Annotated in this window: 17 protein-coding genes; 5 read left to right on the top strand and 12 right to left on the bottom strand. The window is 43.8% G+C overall.

Translation table 11 applies throughout. The features are described 5' to 3' along the window. Nucleotides 1-28: 28 nt before the first annotated feature. Together JO154_RS08465 and JO154_RS08470 are read left to right on the top strand one after the other, a co-directional pair. Nucleotides 29-1,303 carry a sugar isomerase gene (locus tag JO154_RS08465; RefSeq protein ID WP_291943727.1) on the top strand — a complete coding sequence of 425 codons (1,275 nt, stop codon included), beginning with the start codon at nucleotides 29-31 and terminating at the stop codon, nucleotides 1,301-1,303. 54 nt (nucleotides 1,304-1,357) lie between these two features. After that, nucleotides 1,358-2,701, top strand: coding sequence for an FGGY family carbohydrate kinase (locus JO154_RS08470; protein WP_291943730.1), 1,344 nt, complete (start codon nucleotides 1,358-1,360; stop codon nucleotides 2,699-2,701). A 36-nt stretch (nucleotides 2,702-2,737) separates the two neighbouring features. Here JO154_RS08470 and JO154_RS08475 read toward each other — a convergent pair whose 3' ends face one another. Continuing rightward, nucleotides 2,738-3,451: a LytTR family DNA-binding domain-containing protein gene (locus JO154_RS08475; protein ID WP_291943732.1), complete on the bottom strand. Its 714-nt coding sequence runs from the start codon at nucleotides 3,449-3,451 to the stop codon at nucleotides 2,738-2,740. Continuing rightward, complete coding sequence (locus JO154_RS08480) at nucleotides 3,441-4,673, bottom strand: histidine kinase (protein ID WP_291943735.1); 1,233 nt, start codon at nucleotides 4,671-4,673, stop codon at nucleotides 3,441-3,443. The genes JO154_RS08475 and JO154_RS08480 overlap by 11 nt, the downstream gene beginning before the upstream one ends. A gap of 18 nt (nucleotides 4,674-4,691) precedes the next feature. On the opposite strand from JO154_RS08480, the gene JO154_RS08485 reads away from it, so the two are divergent. After that, nucleotides 4,692-6,071, top strand: a complete 1,380-nt coding sequence (locus JO154_RS08485) for a glycoside hydrolase family 47 protein (protein ID WP_291943738.1) — start codon at nucleotides 4,692-4,694, stop codon at nucleotides 6,069-6,071. A gap of 65 nt (nucleotides 6,072-6,136) precedes the next feature. After that, nucleotides 6,137-7,132: a lipid A-modifier LpxR family protein gene (locus tag JO154_RS08490; protein ID WP_291943740.1), complete on the top strand. Its 996-nt coding sequence runs from the start codon at nucleotides 6,137-6,139 to the stop codon at nucleotides 7,130-7,132. 4 nt (nucleotides 7,133-7,136) lie between these two features. Here the strand turns inward: JO154_RS08490 and JO154_RS08495 are convergent, their stop codons facing one another. Together JO154_RS08495 and JO154_RS08500 are read right to left on the bottom strand one after the other, a co-directional pair. After that, the gene (locus JO154_RS08495; protein WP_291943743.1) at nucleotides 7,137-7,916 is read right to left on the bottom strand and encodes a hypothetical protein; all 780 of its coding nucleotides are present in this window, start codon (nucleotides 7,914-7,916) and stop codon (nucleotides 7,137-7,139) included. Between the two features lie 65 nt (nucleotides 7,917-7,981). Next, complete coding sequence (locus JO154_RS08500) at nucleotides 7,982-10,063, bottom strand: chondroitinase-B domain-containing protein (protein ID WP_291943747.1); 2,082 nt, start codon at nucleotides 10,061-10,063, stop codon at nucleotides 7,982-7,984. 320 nt (nucleotides 10,064-10,383) lie between these two features. Here JO154_RS08500 and JO154_RS08505 point away from each other — a divergent pair, with 320 nt between their 5' ends. Further along, the gene (locus tag JO154_RS08505; RefSeq protein WP_291943750.1) at nucleotides 10,384-12,501 is read left to right on the top strand and encodes a glycoside hydrolase family 97 protein; all 2,118 of its coding nucleotides are present in this window, start codon (nucleotides 10,384-10,386) and stop codon (nucleotides 12,499-12,501) included. 58 nt (nucleotides 12,502-12,559) lie between these two features. Here JO154_RS08505 and JO154_RS08510 read toward each other — a convergent pair whose 3' ends face one another. The 8 genes from JO154_RS08510 to JO154_RS08545 all read right to left on the bottom strand — a co-directional run bounded on the left by JO154_RS08510 (nucleotide 12,560) and on the right by JO154_RS08545 (nucleotide 19,796). Beyond that, nucleotides 12,560-13,864, bottom strand: a complete 1,305-nt coding sequence (locus JO154_RS08510; RefSeq protein ID WP_291943753.1) for an HlyD family efflux transporter periplasmic adaptor subunit — start codon at nucleotides 13,862-13,864, stop codon at nucleotides 12,560-12,562. After that, complete coding sequence (locus JO154_RS08515) at nucleotides 13,854-16,061, bottom strand: peptidase domain-containing ABC transporter (protein ID WP_291943756.1); 2,208 nt, start codon at nucleotides 16,059-16,061, stop codon at nucleotides 13,854-13,856. Before JO154_RS08515 ends, JO154_RS08510 begins: the two co-directional genes overlap by 11 nt. A gap of 1 nt (nucleotide 16,062) precedes the next feature. After that, the gene (gene gwsS, locus JO154_RS08520; protein WP_291943759.1) at nucleotides 16,063-17,133 is read right to left on the bottom strand and encodes a grasp-with-spasm system SPASM domain peptide maturase; all 1,071 of its coding nucleotides are present in this window, start codon (nucleotides 17,131-17,133) and stop codon (nucleotides 16,063-16,065) included. Nucleotides 17,134-17,135: 2 nt separating this feature from the next. Then, on the bottom strand, nucleotides 17,136-17,315 hold the full coding sequence (locus JO154_RS08525; RefSeq protein WP_291943761.1) for a hypothetical protein: 180 nt from the start codon (nucleotides 17,313-17,315) through the stop codon (nucleotides 17,136-17,138). Then, a complete protein-coding gene (gene gwsG, locus JO154_RS08530) occupies nucleotides 17,293-18,267 on the bottom strand; it encodes a grasp-with-spasm system ATP-grasp peptide maturase (RefSeq protein WP_291943764.1) in 975 nt (324 codons plus the stop codon). Before gwsG ends, JO154_RS08525 begins: the two co-directional genes overlap by 23 nt. A 172-nt stretch (nucleotides 18,268-18,439) precedes the next feature. Next, entirely contained in the window at nucleotides 18,440-18,628 is a 189-nt protein-coding gene (locus JO154_RS08535) for a hypothetical protein (protein ID WP_291943766.1), read from the bottom strand. Between the two features lie 36 nt (nucleotides 18,629-18,664). After that, a complete protein-coding gene (locus tag JO154_RS08540) occupies nucleotides 18,665-18,844 on the bottom strand; it encodes a hypothetical protein (protein WP_291943768.1) in 180 nt (59 codons plus the stop codon). 214 nt (nucleotides 18,845-19,058) lie between these two features. Next, nucleotides 19,059-19,796, bottom strand: a complete 738-nt coding sequence (locus tag JO154_RS08545) for a LytTR family DNA-binding domain-containing protein (RefSeq protein ID WP_291943770.1) — start codon at nucleotides 19,794-19,796, stop codon at nucleotides 19,059-19,061. Nucleotides 19,797-19,804: the final 8 nt, after the last annotated feature.

Genomic DNA, 19,804 nt, shown 5'->3' on the forward strand with positions numbered 1-19,804 from the left:
ATTTTATATGACCTGAAAAATCCCGGTTATGGAAATAGAAAAATACCTGATTGCAGCGTACAATGAACCACTGCTGGCAGCTCATAACAAAGCATTCGCCTACATTGCCAGTACAGTGGCCAATACCGAGTCTATCATTGAAAAGTTAAGAGCTTTCCAGGTAGCCATTCCCAGTTGGGCATTAGGTACCGGTGGTACCCGCTTCGCCCGGTTTGCTGGTGGCGGCGAACCCCGCAACCTGGAAGAAAAAATCATGGACATCGGATTGCTGCATGCTCTCAACCGCTCCAGTGGCGCTATTTCCTTACATATTCCTTGGGACATCCCATCCAATCCTGCCAATATCAGGGCTTTAGCGGCCCAATACGGCCTTAGCTTCGATGCGATGAACTCCAACACTTTCCAGGATCAACCAGGGCAGCCACTGAGTTATAAATTCGGTTCTTTGCAACATGTAGACGGCGCCACACGGCAACAAGCCATCGACCATAACATCGAAGTCATACAACACGGTATAGCATTAGGCTCCACTTCCCTCACGGTATGGTTGGCAGACGGCTCCTGTTTTCCAGGGCAACTCAATTTCCGCAAAGCCTTCCAGAACACACTTTCCGGTCTCCAGGAGATTTACAATGCCCTCCCGGAGAACTGGAAAATGTTCGTAGAATATAAAGCCTTCGAACCCAATTTCTATTCCACTACAGTGGGTGATTGGGGACAAAGCCTGTTATACGCCAATAAACTAGGTCCTAAAGCCTACACATTGGTAGATTTAGGCCACCATCTCCCCAATGCCAACATCGAGCAGATCATTTCGCTTTTGCTGATGGAAGGTAAATTGGGTGGCTTTCACTTCAATGACTCCAAATACGGCGATGATGACCTCACCGTGGGCAGCATCAAACCATATCAACTATTCCTCATCTTCAATGAACTAATAGACGGTATGGATAACAAGGGAATGGAACATGCCACAGACCTGGGCTGGATGATAGATGCCTCCCATAATGTGAAAGATCCACTGGAAGACCTGATGCAGTCTGTAGAAGCCATCATGCTGGCATATGCCCAGGCATTATTGGTGGATCGCAGACAACTGGCAGAAGCCCAGAAATTGAATGATGTAGTACGCGCGCAGGAAATATTGCAACAAGCATATCGTACCGATGTACGCCCACTAGTGGCCGAAGCCCGCCTTCGCGATGGCGGCGCAATCATGCCACTGAGCGTATTCCGTTCTTGCGAGATAAGGAAAAACCTTATCAAAGAACGCGGCGCCGTATCTATCGCAACAGGATTATAAGAAAACCCAAATAGTTCAGCCATTCATGCGTTGGCCCCAAACTTTTTACCAGGCATGAAAAAGACACCGGTCATAGTAATCTTTGATGTTGGTAAAACCAACAAAAAATTGTTCCTCTTCGATGAACAGTACCAACTCATTTTTGAACGTACCGCCCGATTCAACGAAACAACAGATGAAGACGGCGATCCTTGTGAAAATTTGGAAAGTCTCCGCCTCTCTGTATTCGACTCGCTGCGGGAAGTATTCCGCAAAAAAACAGTAGATGTAAAAGCAATTAACTTTTCTACCTACGGCGCTAGCTTCGTGTATATTGATGAAGACGGTCGCCCACTAACACCCCTTTACAACTATCTTAAGCCATATCCTGCTGCACTACAACAGACCTTCTACCGCCAATATGGTGAGCCAGGTCTGTTTTCGGTGCAGACCGCATCTCCCGTACTCGGCAGTCTTAATTCCGGCATGCAACTGTATCGCCTCAAATATCAACAACCAGATATCTTCCGCGCTACCCGCTATGCCCTGCATTTGCCACAATACATGAGTTATCTGCTGACGGGCGTTCCAGCCGCTGATATCACTAGCATTGGCTGTCATACCAATCTTTGGAACTTTGAGGAAAACAAATACCATCATTGGGTATATCAGGAAGGTATATACGAAAAACTGGCGCCTATCATGCCTGCATCACAGGTATTGCCGCCACTATTCCCAGGAAACACTTACCAGATAGGCACCGGGCTGCATGATAGCTCCGCGGCCTTGATTCCTTATTTGGTATGTTTTCATGAGCCATTTATACTGCTAAGCACAGGCACCTGGTGTATTAGTCTCAATCCATTTAATCATACGCCATTAACAGCGGAAGAACTGCAACAAGACTGCCTTTGCTATATGACCTTCCAGGGCAACCCCGTAAAGGCCTCCCGATTATTCGCCGGATATGAACACGAACAACAGGTTAAACGCATTGCCGCACATTTCGGACAGGCAGCTTTAAGATATCGACATATGGAATATGACCCCAGCATTCCACTGAAACCTGCCGGTAAATTCGAAGAAAGAGACCTGAACAGCTTCAGCACGGATACCACCGCCTATCATCAACTGCTATTTGACCTGGCTACACGGCAATATCAGGCTACGCGACTGGTCATGAACGATGAAAACGTGAAAAGAATTTTTGTAGATGGCGGGTTTGGCAAAAACCAGATATACATGAATATGCTGGCCAAGCTGTTTACAGGAGTAGAAGTATTTGCCGCTTCCATGGCGCAAGCCACTGCCATGGGCGCCGCGCTGGCTATCCATAGCGCATGGAATTCAAAAAATATCCCCAATGGCATTATAGAGCTGAAATACTATGCCGGCGGACTTCCCATTATAGCGGAGTAAGGTACCATTGATCTGGCCGCCAGTCCTGGTACAAGGTTAAGAATTTTTCCCGCTCTCTCCGGAGTCGTTCAGTCCCATGATTTTGTAAAACCTGGATTTGAAGGTATCACTCACAGGGATTAGTTTATCGCCAATTTTCACTTGTCCCTTTTCAATGAACTCCACCTTTTCGATGTTCACCATCCACGATTTATGAATACGGCAGATACGCGCCGGGTCCAGCATCTGCTCTAATTCAATAAAAGTATGAAGGGTAAGAATTTTTTCTTTAGGGGTATAGATACAGCGATATTCCCGCACACCTTCTATGTAGAGAACATCCTGATAAAAGACTTTCTGGCTGCGCCAAGAATTCTGCACCATAAAGAAACTTCTTTCCGTACGTGCGTTGGCGTTATCTCTAGCAACCACTTTATCCACCGCCTGGAGGAAACGGGGGAAATCAAAGGGTTTTAGTAGATAGTCTACCACATTCAGCTCATATCCCTTTAAAGCATATTTTTCAAATGCAGAGGTAATAATCACGGCAGGAGGCTGTTGCAGCGACCATAACAGTTCAATTCCAGTGAGTCCTTCCATTTCAATATCCAGAAAAATAAGATCCGTCTTATGTTGTTTCAGGTATTGCAAAGCATCCATACTACTATGGAAAGTCCCTACAAGTTTAAGGTAGGGAACTTTCTCAACAAACCCGGCCGTCTTTTCCAACGCCAATGGTTCATCTTCAATAATGATACATTCAAGCTGCATCGAGGTCAATTTTTAAATACACTTGATAATTGTTCTCTATCACCTCCGTGTTCATGCTATACTTTCCAGGGTACATCAGTTCTAATCGTTGTTGTACCAGCCCTAGTCCCAGACCACCTTCATCAGCAGATGGTTTCCCAGGTTGAAACAGGTTTTTACAATTAAAGATAATCTGGTTCCCTTCCACGGAAAAATCGAGGGTAATGGCGTCATTCGTCAGTTTGGTAGACACATGTTTGAAAGCATTTTCAATGATAGGAATAAAGATCATAGGAGCAATCAGCCAGCGGCTGGAATCTCCCGCGATATGAATGCGAACGAAATCCTGATTAACAGAGCGGATACGTTGTAAATTGACGTATTCCTCGATATAGTTCAGTTCTATGCCTAGCGGTACCCTATCCGCACCGGATTCATATAACATAAAACGTAAAATATGGGAGAGTTTATTGAGATACAAGGAGGCCTTTTCGGGATCCCTGCCGATTAACGCATCAATATTATTGATAGTATTGAACAGAAAATGCGGACTGGTTCTGGCTTGCAGCAGCTCCTTCTCCATTACTGCATTGTTGCGCTGCAATTCCAGCAAACGGTGCTTGGCATTATGCCATTTTTTAATGGTGGCAGACAAACTCCCTACTATGGCGGAAGCAGCCATCATCATATAAGCCCCCTGCAGCAAGTAAACTTCTATAAATAGAATCTCCGTAGAATACCAGGACCAGATGATCAAAAGCAGTACCGGATAGGCGATCAGAAAAATAAGCGCAACAATATTTTTCCCATTCCACCGGGATCGCCCGTTCTGCACCAATACAATTTTCTCCGTAGTGAAAAACGCACGCATACTTACCAGTATATAAAATACGCTTACAAAGGAAGTTCGCTGCAAAATCACCCAATAAGATTCCGGGATGCGGCCCTGTAAAAAGGGAGTAGCACGCTGGGAAATCCATGTCCAGAAAGCAAAGACAAATGGCACAGGTACCCAGTAAAGTCGCCTGATAATCGCTCTGGGCAAATCTTTCTTTAATATCGTTGTGATGTTCATCCTAAATGTTTTGTTTAACCCAAAACTACCTTCCGTCAAGGGAAACGTTTGCACCCGATTCACCAATGTCCCCAAATCATCCTTCAAAACCCCAAAATACACTACAAAGTAATAATGGCTGGTAATTTTCAGGTAATAATCTTGGATATTTCCTATCTTCAATTTCATAGTTCCCGCTCCCCTAACATGATGAAACAATTTATCCTCACAACAATAATTCCTTGCCTGCTGGCTATTACCAGTACAGCACAAACTACCACGCCCACTGCGGAAGATGTAAAAAATGAATTCGTCCGATCATGGGAAGCGTATCGCACCTATGCTTGGGGCCATGATGTGCTACAACCGTTGACTAAAACCTCTTCGGATTGGTATAAGGAATCGCTCCACATTTCGCCCATAGATGCCTATAGCACAATGCGGGTAATGCATTTGGACAAATATGCTAAAGAGGTGGAACAATATATCCGAGATAGCGTCAGCTTTGATAAAGATATCTATGTCAAAACCTTTGAGGTGAATATACGTGTATTAGGCGGGTTGCTATGCATGTACCAATTTACGCGAGATCCCCGTGTCTTACGACAAACAAAAGATTTCGGCGATCGCCTGTTAAAAGCGTTTAAGTCGCCCACTGGCATCCCCTACTACTGGGTAAACCTGAAAACCGGCGCGGTAAAGGGTTCCAAAGTGAATACTGCCGAAGCCGGCTCTTATTTGTTCGAAATGGGTATCCTCAGTTATTACACCAAAGATCCCAAGTATTACCAGGCAGCTAAAAAAGCGAATCTCTATCTCTGGAACAAGCGCTCTACCATAGATCTGGTAGGGGAAGAAATCAATAACGAAACAGGAGAATGGATTAACCGCAACAGCTTCATCGGGGCTGGTGTTGATTCCTATTATGAATACATCCTGAAAACTTGGTTACTCTTCAAAGATCCGGATCTGAAGCCTATCTGGGACAGGAGCATCATTGCTATCAACCGCTATATGCCAGATCATACTGCCACCGGCATTTGGTATGGTCGCGTCAATATGGATACCGGAGAGCGTACAGCCACCACCGTTACCCTCTACGATGCTTTCTGGGCAGGACTGCTCTGTCTTGCCGGCGATACCGCTAGGGCAGCCGTTTTCCAAGATGCCTGGAACGGCTTATGGCATAAATACGGCTTGGAGCCTATGGAATATGATTATAGAAAGGGATTGCCTTTTAATCCAGTGTATGATCTAAATCCAGAAATCATTGAGTCGGCCTGGTATTTACATTATTTCACTGGCCAGTCTAAATACTTAGCCATGGGCCAGCAATACTACCAGGACATGATTAAATACTGCAAAACCGATATTGCTTTCTCCTCTATCGCAGACGTACGTACGAAAAAGCAAAACAATGAGCTCCCTACCTTCTTCTTTGCTGAAACGATGAAGTACTACTATTTACTGTTTGGCGGCAATGATGCTATTAATCCCGACAATTATGTCTTCAATACAGAAGCCCATCCTTTCCGCAAATCAGGATTCCATCCTATGGAGGTAAAGAAACGCCTGGGCATCCAATAAAGACAACCTTTATTTTTGCACCTTGCTGTTAATTACTAATTTAACATGCTGTAACGGCGATTGGCATGAAGACAATTATTCAATGGTGTATTTTGCTGGGATTGGCCTTTCCCGCAATGGCCCAGGAGAAGCAGGAATACAAGCGAATGTTTAGATTGTATGAAGACAACGACTTCATCAACGTCATTCATTTCAATAACGATCAGGCCTATACGAATGGTACTCGCTTCGATTTGTTTTACCTAAAGGATAAGCCTAGCCGATCTATCCTGGATATATGGATGCCAAAGGCTGGTACTGAAGCTGTAAATACTTATGGCTATAGCTTTATGCAGGTCATGTTTACACCAACCTACCTTACCTGGCCCATTCCAGACCCCGCCGACTACTATTACTCCGGGGGCTTGTATCTCACCCATTCTCTTCATTCTTCTAATCCTGTTAAGAAATATAACCTGCAAACGGAACTCGTCATGGGAGTCATGGGGCCACCCGCCATGGCAAAGGAAACGCAGACATTCTTACACAGTATTTTGGGATATCGTAAACCCGCTGGTTGGGGATACCAATTGAAAACGGATGTCCTGATCAATTTGAATTTTATCGTAGAAAAGGAGATCTTGGATTTGGGGCCACATATGCAGATCAGTGGAGGTGCGCAGGGTTTCCTTGGTACTATGCTAGATGGCCTGGGCCTCTATTCCAATATCCGTATCGGTTGGATGAAACCCTATTATGATGGCTTTTTTCAGCAGTATAGTAATGGGAGACACGATCACAAGCCCTGGCAACTGTACACTACTATTCGACCTAGTATTGCCGCCAATTTCCACAATTCCTTCGTCAATGGCGGCTTATTTACTTCCGTCCCCTATCCCACTGAACAAGCAGACAACCTACGTCCTTACTCCCGTAATAAAGTGTTACCACACCTGGATATAGCGCTCACAGGTACTTATATGCATTGGGGATTTTCTCTTGGTCAGAAAACCACGAATCCTATAGTGAATGGACTGTCAAATAATGAGACGGGGAATTTTAGTGTGTATTATAGTTGGTAAGAAATTATACGTGATACGACTCTGGATCATCGCCATAGAAAGGCACCTTAAATACCTTACACCACTCTTCAAGAGGCAGTGGTTTATTTTGCACATCAGGAATCAGGCCAGCCACCAACTGTTGCTGCTCCGGGGTTAATAACATCACAGCGCCATCCGTGCCTACGGATATGGGATACAGTCGTTCCGGAAGCTGTTGCAATTCCAATTCTCTATTGAAGATGAGTATGGTTTTAAGGGCTGCATGTGCGAAGTTTTCGCTATCGAGATGAAACGTGTAGTGCCTCCCGTTTACAGACATGCGGTAAATATATTTCCCTTCAGCATCCTGCTCACATCTTTCTTCATACACCAATGGCACGCCCATCTCATCTGTAGCGAGTTTCAGATTGATCAGGAAAAATTGAAACCCTCCGGGTTCACAGAGATACTCACTATCCAAGAAAATAAATCGGCGATCTATCAACAGGATGGACTCAGGGCCATGGAGACTATCGTTATATAAACCTTCCTCATTGAACCAGACGATGTGATAAAGCAAGACCAAGTCTTTTAGCTCCGGTGAAGTATATTTGAAATATCCTGTTTGTTCCAGTCTAGTAAAGACTTCTACCGCATATGGCAGATCTAAGTCTTGTATGGTGTCTTTCCAATAATCTTCATATCCTTCTATATCAAACAGCTCTTCCAATTGCTCCCGCAATTGATCTGTATTCGCATTAGGTATTCCGCCCAATCGTTGTACCTCACTAATAAATTCACTAATCGTTAAAACCATAGCCATAAAGCTAGCAAAAAAATAGGGCCAACCATATAGTCGGCCCTAGAAGTTATGTTCCTTTAATGAGGTTACAGGCGGTTAATCTTTTTACTGATGATGCGTCCATTGCAATTGAGCTGCAACACATAAGTACTTCCACTCAGTTTATCGAGTGAGAGCGGATAAGTATGCCTGCCGGCAGACACGCGTCCGGCTGCTATATTCTTGATCACTTTGCCAGAATAATCGTACAGCACCAGGGAAATCACCGTAGGCTGCTTCAGCTCAAATGTAGCAGTAGCTTGACTGGAAGCTGGATTCGGATAAACCTCCAACACCGTTTCCGCAGTAGGTGCGGCTTTAGCAGCCGCTAATGCAGTACCGGTAAGGATTTGTACTTCCGTATAACTGTTCCATAAATTTAGGTTATTACCATGGCCGACTATTCGTACATACCTTCCCGTTACAGGTACGGCTAGATTGAATGTTTCAAAGGCGGTAGAAGTACCAGAGCTCACCAGGCCAGTAGCCGCGGTAGATAGGTTGCTGGTATCATATCCTACTTTAATATCAAAGGTAGACTTGCGCAGGTTGCCATTAAAGAAAGCGATTTTCACACCTGTGACCTTCATCGTATCACCTAAACAAAACTGTATCCATTGTGGGTTTCCACTAGCAGACCAACGCGTGTTGAAATCTCCGTCTAGCACATTCGCAGGCACGTTGCCATCGTCTGCACTGGCTATCACTGGTACGCAATCAACCGGATCGGCCCCGTTTACACCTACCATAGTAGGTTGGAGGAGACGCGCGATCACCGGTGCTGCGGAAACTTCATCCGCGCCCACATCCAAGGTACCCGAGCGAGGCTGTCCATCCATATCAGCAACAATGCCGGCATAAGTGCCTACGGCAGCATCAATAGCAGGACTACCACTTTGCAAGTGGAAGCTACCCGTTGCATCCCTTGCCAACATTGGGTTTACAGTAATATATCCAGCAGAAGGCATTGCGCCAGCCCCATTGGTACCATAGATGATGTTGCCTGTCCAGGTGGCATCTGTATAAGGCCCAGCAATAGAAGCTGCCGGCCCGCCGCCCTGGATAATATTATTGGCAAAAGTGGTGAAAGTAGCGCCTAATCCGTTTGTGCGGCCCGACTGTACATAATTGGTGGTATTATTCACCAGGGTGTTAAATGCGATGAGACAACGGTCCGGCCGGTCATGCACCGTCAGCAAATCTCCGTTTGCTACCTCTCCATCGCCATTACCAATATTGATGGCAGGATTACAATTTTCAAAATGGTTGCTGAATACTTTGTGATCATCGCCGAAAATGCGGATGCCTGGCGTATTGATAAAATAGTTGCCATACACCACGCAGAAATTTCCATGACGCAGGGTAAACTGTGCAGGGCAATTGCGGATAGTATTGTAACGGATCGTTACTGCAGACGACTTCACAGAAAGCAGTTCATTCTCCCCCGCACAATTTTCAAACAAATTATATTCAAACAAACTGTTGGAAGAAGACATGCTATAACCACTGAGGCCAAACTGCACTGTTTCCGCGCCATTAGCGGTTTGGACGGCCTGATCATAGAAGTAATTATGGTGGATATGCAGCCGCTGTGCAATCTGGCTGCCACTACCTCTGACAGCAATAAATCTCCCCATGGCATTCTTATGCTGGAAAGTATTATAATCTACTTCATGATCATTGCCGTTGAGCAACAGGTTCTCGCCATCGCCGGGGGTTTCAAAAACATTGCGCGTCCAGCGGCAAAAACTGGTAGTACTGGCCATGGTAGCCAAATTCGCATTGAAAGTGAATTTAAACCCTTTGATAACAATGTACTTCGCTGAACCAGTGATGGTAATCCCGGCAGTGCCGTTGATCTCCACGCCACCGATGGTCTGCGCCTGAATAGTAATTGGCTGTGTAGCAGTACCCTGCTTGTTGATATTAATAGCCGCACTGGCTGTATATACGCCATTGGCCAAAATAATCACATCCCCCGCTACAGCACTGTTGATGGCCGTTTGTAACGCCGATAAGGAAGAAACATTAACAGTAGCAGCATGTAGGTGCAATACAGACAGGATAACTAATGAAAAGAGCAGTAACTTTTTGTGAAAATTACGAAGTGGGTAAAAAACAAATCTCATATGGAAGAGGGTTTTGCGGTTTTAAATACAGTAAATCATCTGATTAACAAGGCCTTCCCTGCAACCGGTAGCGCAGGACTGTCTTCATAGGTGAACATAACTTCTACTCTAAAATAACAAATTTTTCTAATTCTTGCAATCGTTTGCAAAAATTATCATTTTTGCCCTTATAGGGCTGATTTCACTAGCTTTTTTGACCGTAAATACCAAAGTCCAGATTTCTTATACAAACGCCGTCTTTCCTTATACACACAACAACGAACAAAACGCCTGGTTATAGTAGTTTTCAGGTTTGCGACGACAAATATTAAAGTATCAATATGAAGAAGTACCTTTTACTGATTTCCACGTGGCTGATAACTTACTGCTATGCCTATGCGCAGGAATTGAAATCTCCCGATGAAAAATTTATGATGACTTTCAGTCTATTGAAAGATGGGACTCCCACCTATCAGTTGACTTACAAAGGCAAACCAGTGGTAAAGGAAAGTACCCTTGGCCTGGAATTAAAAGATGACAAACAATCGCTCCTTCATGGTTTTGTAGTGGCCGATACCCATCGCAGCACCTTCGATGAGAGTTGGAACCCGGTTTGGGGAGAAGTAAAAACGATTCGTAATCATTATAATGAGATGGCCATTACGCTGAACCAAGAGGCGACCAATCGTCAAATCATTGTTCGGTTCCGTCTCTTCAACGATGGCCTCGGATTTCGTTACGAATTCCCTGCTCAGAAAAACCTGACATACTTCGTCATTAAAGAAGAGAAAACGCAGTTCGCCATGACCGGCGACCATACCGCTTTCTGGATTCCCGGCGATTATGATACCCAAGAATATGATTACACCACTTCCAAACTCTCAGAAATACGCGGACTAATGGCCAAAGCCGTTACCCCTAACGTATCTCAAACTACCTTCTCGCCTACTGGTGTACAAACGTCTCTCATGATGAAAACAGCAGAGGGCATCTACATCAATCTGCACGAAGCAGCATTGATTAACTACTCCTGCATGCACCTGAACCTGGACGATAAAAACATGATCTTCCAATCATGGCTCACACCAGATGCTACTGGTGATAAAGGCCATATGCAGGCTCCTTGCAACTCTCCATGGCGCACCATCATCGTTAGTGACGATGCCCGTGATATCCTCGCCAGCAAAATGACATATAACCTCAACGAGCCTACGAAAATTGCCAATACCAACTGGATTAAGCCCGTTAAATATATAGGCGTATGGTGGGAAATGATTACCGGAAAAAGTACCTGGGCATATACTGACCAGTTCCCTACCGTACAACTCGGCGTTACCGATTACAGCAAAGCGGTACCTAACGGCAAACACGGCGCCAACAATGCCAATGTGAAAAGGTATATCGATTTCGCAGCAGAAAATGGCTTCGGTGCAGTGCTGGTAGAAGGCTGGAACATAGGCTGGGAAGACTGGTTCGGCAACTCTAAAGATTATGTGTTTGACTTCGTAACACCTTATCCTGATTTTGATGTAAAAGCCCTCCAAGCTTATGCTGCGGCTAAAGGTGTGAAAATCATCATGCACCATGAAACATCTGGTTCCGTTAGAAATTACGAGCGTCATATGGATACTGCCTACAAATTTATGCGCGCCAATGGTTATGATGCGGTAAAAAGCGGCTACGTGGGCAATATGCTCCCTCGCGGCGAACATCACTATAGCCAATGGATATTGAACCACTATCAGTACGCCATTGAAAAAGCAGCACAATACCATATCATGGTAAATGCACACGAAGCTGTACGCCCTACTGGTATCGCACGTACGTACCCTAACATGATCGGCAACGAATCCGCCAGAGGCACGGAATACCAGGCTTTCGGCGGTAATAAGCCTAATCACGTGACTATCCTGCCTTTCACCAGACTGGTAGGCGGCCCGATGGACTATACGCCTGGTATCTTCGAAATGGATATCAGCAAAATGAATCCAGATAACCATTCTCATGTAAACAGCACCCTCGCCAATCAACTGGCCCTGTACCTGACCATGTACAGCCCATTACAAATGGCGGCCGATATTCCTGAAAATTACATGCGTTTTAAAGATGCATTCCAGTTCATTAAAGATGTAGCCGTAGATTGGGACGATAGCAAATACCTGGAAGCGGAGCCTGGTCAATATATCACGGTGGCTCGTAAAGCAAAAGGTACTGGTCAGTGGTTTATAGGAAGCGTACAAGGCGAGAATAGTCGCACTTCCACGATTTCCCTGAATTTCCTGGAACCTGGCAAAAAGTACGCGGCCACCATTTATGCCGATGCTAAAGACGCCCATTATAAAACTAACCCACAAGCATATACGATCCGTAAGGTAACGGTAACGAATAAATCAAAACTCTCCCAATACTGCGCTCCTGGGGGAGGTTACGCTATTAGTTTTGCTGAAGAGAAGAAATAGGTAAATAACCATTCTTTATACCTACCCCGGAAAGCCGCAGTTTTCCGGGGTTTTTTATTTAATACTGATAACCTAGTAGTTTACGCAATTGATAAAACACGCGTTCTATGAGTCTTAAGTCTTGCGTAACTATTTCTGCATTTCCTCTCAGCTCTCTATCGAATGGCAGTTTTTTATGAAAGGATGTTTGCAAGCCTTTGGGCAAGAGGATATACACGTAATAATTGCCATTTTTATCCGGCGCACTAGCCATATTACGGACCGTTCCTTCTACCATACCAAATTCCTGGTAAGGGTAATTATCTAGCTTCACCAGTACTTTCTGTCCGCATTTCACTTTTCCTGAATTTACAGAGGGGACCTGCAAACGCCCCATTAGCAGATCTCTTTCTTTGGGCATGATGGAAAAGAGGACCTCTCCTTGTTTCACAAACTGGTTCTTCCCAAGGAATTGTTGGAAGCTGACGGAACCATCAATAGAGGAGAGCAGCAGGTAATTTTGTTCCCAGGCATTGAGGGATTTGCGGAGTTGTTCAAATAGTTGCCCTGCCTGGGCATTGAAATTGATATTATCTTTCTGCGCATTGATGGTGGCCCCACTGCGCATTTTCATGATACCGCTGATACTTTCTTGTAACTGGGAAATGGAAATATTCACGTTTTCCACATTTTGCTGCGCCTGTAACAGTTTCATTCTTGCCTGGTCCATTTCAGCCGCCGACACTACTTTTTCTCCAAACAATTGCTGATAACGATCAAATTCTTTTTGGGACAACTCCAGCTTGGCAATTTCTAGTTTCTTTTGTTGCTGCAACGTTTGTATCCTACTCCTGGAAGTGGCCAAACTTTGTTCTGCGGCTACATATTCGGGCGAATAAGGTTGCAGGCGTTCATTCAGTTGCGCATCTGTCAAGGCTTTGGCAAAGGCGTTATAATCGGCCTGGATTTCTCCGAGTTTAAATCCTGCTGTTTCATGGAGAGGGAAATGTTCCAAACTTCCAGTGGTAACTGTATCCATGATCGCTCTCAAATGCAGCACATCTTTGTAATCTGCGGTAGATTGCAGCACCATTAATAGCTGCTGCTTTGAAACTTGTTGCTGGTCTTGCACAAAGATCTCTTCTACTTTTGAATTGACCCTTACTTCCAATTTCTCTGGCGGATTTTCGGAAGATATCACTACGGTTGACGGAACAAACACTGGATATTTGATGAGGTAGCTCATGAGGAGTATCAACAGCAGTAGGAGGAATATAACGGTATTGCCCCAACGTACCATCCAGTGAGGAGGCTCCGACATGATGTCCTGTACCGCTTCTGAGCGGAGTTCCAGGGTATCCAGTATATCCTTTTTAGTTTCCAAGCTCCAATTGATTTTTTACTAACCGATAATACTCTCTTCTCCGCGCCACCAGTTCTTCATGACTTCCTTCTTCCACCACCTTCCCTTTATCCAAGACTATAATTTTATCTGCATGTTTTACCGTGGAGAGTCGGTGTGCTATAACAATGGCTGTTTTACCTTTGAAAAACTGTTCCAAATTATGCATGATTACTTTCTCATTATTCGCATCCAATGCGCTCGTAGCCTCATCAAACAGGATATATTGCGGGGATTTATACACCGCCCTGGCAATGAACAATCGCTGTTTTTGACCACCGCTGATACCCAGTCCTTCGTTGCCGATCTTGGTATTATAGCTTAATGGCAGGCTTTCAATAAATTCTTTGATATTGGCAATTTCCACTGCCCGCCTGAGTTTTTGTTTATCGATATCATCCTCTCCTATGGCTATATTCCCAGCGATGGTATCATTAAACACATAGCCTTCCTGCATCACCACCCCACAATGCTCCCGCCAGTACCTGGGCGAAATATGCTTCAACGGTACATTTCCAATCTTTATTTCCCCCTCCCCTGGTTCGTAAAATTTCATGAGTAGTTTCAACAGAGTGGTTTTACCACTTCCACTTGCCCCTACAATAGCGGTCGTTTTCTGATAGGGAATACGCAGACTTAGTTGTTCAAAAACAGGCGTACTAGCGCCTGTATAGCGAAAAGACACATTATTAATTTCGATATCCTGTTCTGGAATGTCTTTTACCAACGTTTCTTGGAGGGGCTCTTCATCTGCCTTATCATGTATCTCCCCTAAACGTTCCATGGCTATCCTGGCATCTTGCGTATGCCTGATAAACTCAATCAGTTGCATTAAGGGGCCGTTCAACTGACCGATGATATATTGCACAGAGAGCATCATCCCAAGCGTGAGTTTACCATCCAGCACCAGTTTGGCCGCCAGGAAACTTACCACGATATCTTTCATCTGGTTGATAAAATTTCCTCCAACCGACTGCCACTGTTCCAAGGTAAGTGACCGGATCTGAATTTTGAACAACTTCACTTGCATAAACTCCCATCCCCAGCGCTTTTGCTTCTCTGCATTATGCATTTTGATTTCCTGCATCCCATTCACTAACTCAATCACTTTACTTTGCTCTTGGGTTACTTGGGAAAAGCGTTTGTAATCCAGCTCCCTGCGTTTCTTCAGGAAAAAAGAAATCCAGGTCACTGCCAATACCGCACCCAGTAAGTAAATGAGGAACAAACGATAATCATACAGCAACAGTATTACACTAAAGATGACTAGGTTAAAAAGCGAAAAAAGTGTACTCAGAGAAGAATTGGTGAGTAGTTGTTCTATTCGCTGATGATCCCCGATGCGTTGCATAATATCGCCGGTCATCCTGGTATCAAAGAAGCTGATAGGTAATTTCATCAGCTTGATGAAAAAATCGGATACAATAGAAATATTGATGCGGGTAGAAAGATGTAATAAGATCCATCCCCTGATGACTTCTATCGCCAATTTACCAGCAAACAGCATTACCTGGGCTAATAATACCAGGTAGATAAAGTTAAAGTCATGATTTTGAATGCCTACATCAACCACGCTCTGGGTCAGAAATGGCAGTATCAAAGACAACACGCTACCAGCCAACAATCCGATGGACAACTGTAGCAGGAGGGTTTTGTGTCGGTATAAATATTTAGATAAAAATGCGAAACTTTTTCTATCTGTTTTTTCATTGAATTCATTTTCATGAAAAGCTGGCGTAGGTTCCAATACTAAGGCAATGCCCTCTTCATCCGTTTCCAGTTTGCCTTCACCCATCCATCCTGCAACGAATTCCTTTTTTTTATATTGCAACAACCCAAATGCAGGATCAGAAACATGAACGGTGGTATGCTCTCCCTTTCCTTTGATTTCATACACTACCACAAAATGCTGGTTCCCCCAGTGACAAATGCAGGGAAGCGGTACATCCTCTACGAGTGTATTAAAATCAATTTTCACCGCCAGGGATCTGAACCCCAGCGCTTCCGACGCATTGGAAAGCCCCAACAGGGAACTGCCCTCCCTGGTGGTTTCAGCGAGCTCGCGGACAGCCTGTAAATCTACCAGTTTACCATAATGCTTGCTGATAATCTTTATACAGGTTGGGCCGCAATCTTTTCCATCCGGCTGTCTATAATTTGGGAATAACTTTAAACGCATACTATTTCACCAATGATCTCAGTTCATAATGGTCTATTGTCGCCTGTTTTAGGGGATTCCTAGACCACTCATCCCATTCATTTTTATAGGGGTCATATCCACATTTCAACGGCTTGGAGTAGATATTATCAGGTTCTTCCAGATAGGCCCTACAATCCGTACATACATGCCGGAATTCACAATCCTTGCAGGTTTGGATGTCATCTTTCCGAATATTCCAATGCTTTTTCAATGATGGGTCTTGCAGTACAAGTGATAATTCCACTTCTTCCATATGTCCGAAATGCGCCTCCATAGAAGGACAATTCCGGATATAGCCATGTATGTCAATGGACAGTTTACGATTAAGACAGGTATTGTGATGTTGGCTTTCGGAGAACAACTCCATATTCGACTGGAAATAGCTGCTGCTAATTTCCCCACAAGCCATGCAGGAGTTAATCTGCCTGGCAAGAGATACAACGGCTACCGTATCATTGAAAACCTTCTCCACCTTTTGTTCAGGAGCATCATGCAGCCATATTGCTTTCACGCGGGGATTTTTCTTCACGACAACATCCAGGTCATTAAGGCTGATACTGCCATCATAGGGCAGTATCAGCTTAATCACTCTCAATGTTTTATCATTGAACATTTCCAGTAGCGGAAGGAGATGATTGATAGGTAGATGATGATAACATCTGATTTCAAGTGCTTGCACATTCAAATCAAATAAATCACGCATGAATTTATTGTTATAATTCAACTGTTCATTATACTCCAGGATCACATTGGTAATAGGTGTAAAACGATCCCACTGAAAGTCAATAGGGATCAGTTGTTCCAACAAACGATCATCTATAAAACCCATCTCTTTTTTCACCACAAAATTGATATAGCTATCAATAGCTTCCTTGTTATCTTCTCCGAAATGGGCGATACAATCCTGTATGGAATGTTGTTTCAAATATTGCAATACTTCAAAAGTATCATTGGGAAGATGATAAAATTTGTGCACCTGCAAATCACAGAGCAGCGACATATTCGCCCCATGTACCAACTGGCAGTTTGCATACATATTTAAATATTCCATCTTCAAAATTTTGAAATAGCCTTATAAAAATTGTGCAGTTCATAAGCGGGTGCATTGATCTTACTCGCTTTCTCCATCTTAATCACATATCGGCCACTATCAGCATCTGCTTCCTCCAGGTAATACAAGGGCAGTGGTAATATTTTCTTTTCTTTCAGTTTACTGGTGAATTTCTTTTTCATACAAATATGCCTTACTGAGTACTTGTGCCATTTTCTTTTCCAGGTAATAGTTGCAGGGGAAAGACACCATCCCAAATTGACCTGCCGGATTTACTTCTAAAAAATAATAGGTACCATGTCTGTCCACCATTAAATCAATGGACCCTGTCCCGAAACGCAGTTCCTGCATGACCTTCCTGAGCTTTTCTTCTACAACTGCAGGAAGTTGATAAGGCACCGTTCTGTTGGGCCTTTCGTCATCGTAGTTGCGGAAATCGTCTTTTGTTTTATTATTATTTTGGGAGAAGATCGCCATACTGTAAAAAGTGCCATCCAGGTAAAAGGCCCGTACTTCATACTTTTTCTCCACTTTCTCCTGCACCATAGATGGAAAAAACTGATCTGGCATGCGTTGTAGGTTAGACACATTTATCACTTGCGTCAACATTTTGAACTTTGTGCCGTTTTCATCTTCCACCAAAATACATTCTCCCAGGGGCTTCACAATCAATGCAGGATATTGCTGCAGTAGTGCTACCACAGTAGATTTCCTGGTAACTACCTCTGTAAATGGAATTTGTAAACCGTATTCCTTGGCCAACATCAACACATGCAGTTTATTCAGGTTATCCTCTATGATGGGGTCATTCAGCCATTTTTGTCGGTCAATGGTGTGGAATAATAAACCATACAACCCATTAAATTCATCTATTAAAAATCTTCTTAAGGTATAGCTGGTAGGCGCATGTTCTTCTTTGAGACTGTATGTAGAAGGGAACTCAGATAATTTTCTCCTGTACCACACAGCAGCGATGTCTTCATTTTGGGGAATCGCATCCAGGCTTTCCCATTGGAATAAATCCTCTCCGTTTAATCGCAGGAAAGGAACCTGGTAATAGTCCAGCCACTGACACACGTTATCTGTGCTGCTTTCCAGGAATGCCTGGCTTAAAATCAGAATTTTCCGGTTCATCAATAATGCTATTTTGTTGCCCATCAACTGCAAGAAAGAGATGGGTCAACAATGGATGATGGTAACTATTAAGGCAGTTAACAAAAGAGACTGTCCTCATCGCAGGACAGCCTCTAGTTATTTGTTCAGTACCAGTTGAAGGTTAACTTAACAGGTTAACTGACTGCTGACGCTATTTTTTAGTGTCTTTCTTGTGATCACAAAAATACACGTCTCCCACTTGTGAAGGAGTATGCGTAGTGGTTCCAGTTGATTCTCCGGAGTCTTCCATTGAGAACTCAGGTTGCAACGCCATTAATCCACCTTTAACGGTTTCCAGGGACGCAATTTTCTTTTCGTTTAATTTTTGGAATTTTTTCATGGTTTTCTTAATTCTAATTAGTTAACAAATCAGTGATTACTTTGGATCTTGTCTGCAATCAGTAACCCAATGCTTTCCATTCCAGCAAGGCTCATTGTAAGTGGTTTTTTCCTGACCATCGGACAGGTCAAATTCAGGTTGCAGTGCCATTAAACCACCTTTGATGGTTTCCAGGCTCTCCACCTTCTTTTCATTTAATTTTTCCAGCTTTTTCATATATGTTTTTTTTAGAACATGCTACATATATCTCGGCTGACCTTGGGGTGCATTATGTCTCCTCATGCATTTCATTAGGTCACTCGTATATGGTTAATTACAGGGCTTATCCCTTTACGACCTAAAATTAAAGCACCCAGGAATTGGTATAAAAGCTGATTAATATTTGCGGGGAATCGGTCATTATTTGCAGAAAAAGGGGAAATATCCGCGTTTACATGCGTTCCAAGAAACTGGCTACCGCCTCTTTTTTTCGCTCCGACACGGGGATTTTGTCGCCCGTAGTCATTTCTAGGTAGCCATCTTTGAAGTATTTGCTTACAAATTGACCATTGACCAGGTACGACTGATGGCAACGCAGGAAGGTATCTGTTGGTAATACGGCCTCATATTCTTTCAATACTTTAGATACCAGGATGGAAGTGCCATCATTTATCCAGAAGGTGGTATATCCCTTATCACTGCTGCAATACACAATATCTTCTATGTTGATGACCTGTGTAAAGGCGGTACTCTTTAATGCAATCCGCTTAGGGCGGGCACTCCCCCTATAATGGGTGGCAGCAATTTCTAATTGATACTGGTTAAATTTATGTTGCTCCGTTTTCTTAAAACAACGGTCAACAGTGTCGTTAAACTGTTCTGTATCCAGTGGCTTCAGCAAATAGCCACAGGCGCCCAGGTTGAGGGCTTGAATAGCATACTCGTTATAGGCTGTGATGAAAATAACCTGAGAGCCGGATACATCGATACGGTTAAAAAGGGTAAAGCAGGTATCATCTTTCAGTTGTATATCTGCCAATATCAGCTCAGGCTTCAGTTGGGGGATTTCTTTCTCTGCCTTCACAATATCCGCCGCATACCCTACCAACTGTAAATAAGGTAGCTGGTCTACCAACGCTATAATATGTTTCTGAATATTGGTTTCGTCTTCAAGAATATAAACAGTCATCTATCTAT

Source organism: Chitinophaga sp. (genome assembly GCF_019236475.1).
Lineage (GTDB): Bacteria > Bacteroidota > Bacteroidia > Chitinophagales > Chitinophagaceae > Chitinophaga.

Excerpts from the sequence above, each read along its gene's own strand:
- JO154_RS08465 (WP_291943727.1), top strand. The coding sequence starts at position 29 with ATGGAAATAGAAAAATACCTGATTGCAGCGTACAATGAACCACTGCTG.
- JO154_RS08470 (WP_291943730.1), top strand. The coding sequence starts at position 1,358 with ATGAAAAAGACACCGGTCATAGTAATCTTTGATGTTGGTAAAACCAAC.
- JO154_RS08475 (WP_291943732.1), bottom strand. The coding sequence starts at position 3,451 with ATGCAGCTTGAATGTATCATTATTGAAGATGAACCATTGGCGTTGGAA.
- JO154_RS08480 (WP_291943735.1), bottom strand. The coding sequence starts at position 4,673 with ATGAAATTGAAGATAGGAAATATCCAAGATTATTACCTGAAAATTACC.
- JO154_RS08485 (WP_291943738.1), top strand. The coding sequence starts at position 4,692 with ATGATGAAACAATTTATCCTCACAACAATAATTCCTTGCCTGCTGGCT.
- JO154_RS08490 (WP_291943740.1), top strand. The coding sequence starts at position 6,137 with ATGAAGACAATTATTCAATGGTGTATTTTGCTGGGATTGGCCTTTCCC.
- JO154_RS08495 (WP_291943743.1), bottom strand. The coding sequence starts at position 7,916 with ATGGCTATGGTTTTAACGATTAGTGAATTTATTAGTGAGGTACAACGA.
- JO154_RS08500 (WP_291943747.1), bottom strand. The coding sequence starts at position 10,063 with ATGAGATTTGTTTTTTACCCACTTCGTAATTTTCACAAAAAGTTACTG.
- JO154_RS08505 (WP_291943750.1), top strand. The coding sequence starts at position 10,384 with ATGAAGAAGTACCTTTTACTGATTTCCACGTGGCTGATAACTTACTGC.
- JO154_RS08515 (WP_291943756.1), bottom strand. The coding sequence starts at position 16,061 with ATGCGTTTAAAGTTATTCCCAAATTATAGACAGCCGGATGGAAAAGAT.
- gwsS (WP_291943759.1), bottom strand. The coding sequence starts at position 17,133 with ATGGAATATTTAAATATGTATGCAAACTGCCAGTTGGTACATGGGGCG.
- JO154_RS08525 (WP_291943761.1), bottom strand. The coding sequence starts at position 17,315 with ATGAAAAAGAAATTCACCAGTAAACTGAAAGAAAAGAAAATATTACCA.
- gwsG (WP_291943764.1), bottom strand. The coding sequence starts at position 18,267 with ATGAACCGGAAAATTCTGATTTTAAGCCAGGCATTCCTGGAAAGCAGC.
- JO154_RS08535 (WP_291943766.1), bottom strand. The coding sequence starts at position 18,628 with ATGAAAAAATTCCAAAAATTAAACGAAAAGAAAATTGCGTCCCTGGAA.
- JO154_RS08540 (WP_291943768.1), bottom strand. The coding sequence starts at position 18,844 with ATGAAAAAGCTGGAAAAATTAAATGAAAAGAAGGTGGAGAGCCTGGAA.
- JO154_RS08545 (WP_291943770.1), bottom strand. The coding sequence starts at position 19,796 with ATGACTGTTTATATTCTTGAAGACGAAACCAATATTCAGAAACATATT.